Origin of the sequence: Mesorhizobium sp. M7D.F.Ca.US.004.03.1.1 (assembly GCF_003998635.1) — a bacterium.
GTDB classification, from domain to species: domain Bacteria; phylum Pseudomonadota; class Alphaproteobacteria; order Rhizobiales; family Rhizobiaceae; genus Mesorhizobium; species Mesorhizobium loti.
This window is the reverse complement of sequence record NZ_RZQG01000872.1, coordinates 1-2,438: the sequence shown is the minus strand read 5'-3', so window position 1 is coordinate 2,438 and position 2,438 is coordinate 1. Positions and strand designations below refer to the sequence as shown.

The window sequence follows — 2,438 nt, the reverse complement described above, 5'->3', positions numbered from 1 at the left end:
AGGCGGCCGCGCCGAGGATGCGGCCGCCTTGCGCGATGCCTGGCATTTGCGTCCCCTACGTGCTGACCCCGGTCCCGCAGGCGCCGTCTTTGGCGCCTGGCGGCAGTTGGCCAGGCAGCCGCCCGCCGCTACGCCCGGCCGGCTCGGGAAGATACTCGACCAGCTTGGCCTCCATTGGGACGGCGCCGCGCTCGCCGACCTTTGCACGCAGATCGAAAAACTCGGGGTATCCCAGCGGTCGGCGCCATTCGACGCCGCGGCGATCGCCGCTGAGGTCGTCGCCATGCGTCCCGATGCCGAAGTCTTTGGCTGGTGGCTCGCCGACCTGGTACTGGCGCAACGCCTGGGCTGGCCGCAGCCCCTGCCGCTCCTAATGGCGCAGGGTTTTGGACCATCTTTCCGCACCGAGGCCGGCGGTGGCCGGCGCATCCGGCCCGGGGACAAGAATTTTGAGCGGGCGGTTTGCATCGCGCTCGTCGCGGCCGCCGCGGACGCTTGTCGGTTGGCCGCCGAGCTGTCGCGCCGGGCCGAAAAACTCCTGGCGGTGGCGCCGAAACTGCGCGCCAAAGGCGCCGGCGACGTAATCTTTCTGCTGCTCAGTGAAGACGCCGTGTCCGGATCGCTGACGACGGACAATCTGTCGCGCTTTGCATCGCGACGGCTGTTCGAACGGCTGCAGCAACTGGAGGTCGTGCGCGAGCTCTCCGGCCGCCCCACATTCCGGCTGTTCGGGCTGTAGCGATGAGCGAAGCGTCCGCCCGCCGCAAGCCAAACGATCAGCCGGCGCTGCTCGACACCGAACTGGAACATCTGCCGCCGGAGCTGCGCTGGTGCGAATGGATGGCCCGCGTCGAAGCGGTGATCTTTGCGGCAAATGAACCGGTGACACGTAGTGTCCTCGCGCGGGTGGTGGGAAAAAACTGCAATATCGAGCTGATCATCGACGACATTCGCGCCGAACTCGCCGGCCGCCCTTACGAGCTGGTCGCGGTCGCCGGCGGCTGGCAGCACCGGACCAAAAAGGTTTTTGGCGACGCCATTCACGCAGCCTTCGGCACGGCAGCGGGCGAGGGAGCAAAAGAACTGTCGCAGGCGGAGGCGCTTGTCTTGATGTGCATTGCCTATTTCCAGCCGATCACCCGTGGCGAGCTGTCGAGCTTTTTCGGCAAGGAGGTGTCACGTGACCTGATCGGCGTGCTGCGCGCTGAGCAGCTGGTCGCCTCGGGGCCGCGCAGCCCGCAGCCGGGCGCGCCCTACACCTATGTGACGACCAAAACTTTTCTGTCGCAGTTCGGGCTCGACACGCTGCGCCAGCTGCCGGATTTCGAGGCGCTCGAGGACGCCGGGCTGCTGTCGAAGGAGAAGCTGCTGGATCATCCCAGGGTTTGCAGATATCGACGATGATGGCGCCAGCGCCGCGCTCGACGAATAGATGATCCCATCACGGCGGGACACACGCGATCTCGCCGCTCGTCACATAGAAGATTGCGCCACGCACGCCGTCTGGTCTCGCCGGCTGGGTCCTTCGCGTGACGGAAGGGAGGTGGCGGCACGCGTCCGCTTGTCGATGAAGGATAAGCGAACAGGCAATTGATCGAGCCTGGTCGCACATGTCGATCACCATTGAGAGCTCTCGAAGGGAGAAAGTTCAATTGAACCACGTCTACCTTGAGCTTCTCGCGACGATTGAGGCGTTAAGATCCAGCCCATCGGGGCGACCATTCAGACGCTGATGGACAAGGTTCGCGACCTTTCACAGACGATCAAAGCCCTGAAAGACGATCTCCACCAGACAGCCGGCTATGGCCTGCTAAGAACCTAGCCAGCCGGCGAGTGCCCATCCCGGCCATTGTCAGCGAGGCGGCCATCCCAACAAGATCGCCTTGCCGCCACCGCCAATGGCGGATGCTGACAGCAGCGCCATAAGAACGCCAACGTAGATGGGGAAGATCATCCTCGGGCTATTCGTCCTTCCAAATGACAGTCTTCCCCCGAAAATCCCAATGAAATTTGAGGTTGGCTTTCAGTACCTCGGTGGGGATCCTCGGCTCGATCGCTGTGTGGAGAGCGTTATACGTTTCTCGGCAGAAGCTCGGCGGCGGGACATTCAGCTTGTACCCCGACGGGTACCTAAAATCTTGCTGAGAATTCATCAGGTCAAGGTTGTTGGCAATCATCTTCACGTTCCCAATCGGCGGCATTCCTAGGGCCACTGCGGCTTCGTAAATGTCCTCGATCTTGTGACCGAAGCCGAGCCGGAGACCGCGTTTCGACACGCCCTTTGAAGCTAGATACGCTTTCAAGAGGAGTTCTAGGTGTGAGCTTTCGAGAGGTTGTCCATTCGGACCGGACCGAGGAGACTGGAGTTACCACGCTTCAGCATCCATCGGAGGGTCCGAATGAACATCCACAAGAATGCCCGTCTCACACCGCTGCGT

At 62.5% G+C, this 2,438-nt stretch carries 2 protein-coding genes; both read left to right on the top strand.

Going from position 1 to position 2,438, the window contains the following annotated elements:
* The coding region (locus EN935_RS31175) for a DUF1403 family protein (protein ID WP_127373976.1) at positions 1-739 on the top strand (739 nt) is incomplete at its 5' end.
* A gap of 2 nt (positions 740-741) precedes the next feature.
* The gene (locus tag EN935_RS31170) at positions 742-1,404 is read left to right on the top strand and encodes an SMC-Scp complex subunit ScpB (protein WP_063169436.1); all 663 of its coding nucleotides are present in this window, start codon (positions 742-744) and stop codon (positions 1,402-1,404) included.
* The last annotated feature ends 1,034 nt before the right edge of the window (positions 1,405-2,438 follow it).

Coding starts and splice junctions, on each gene's coding strand:
- EN935_RS31170 (WP_063169436.1), top strand. CDS start 742: ATGAGCGAAGCGTCCGCCCGCCGCAAGCCAAACGATCAGCCGGCGCTG.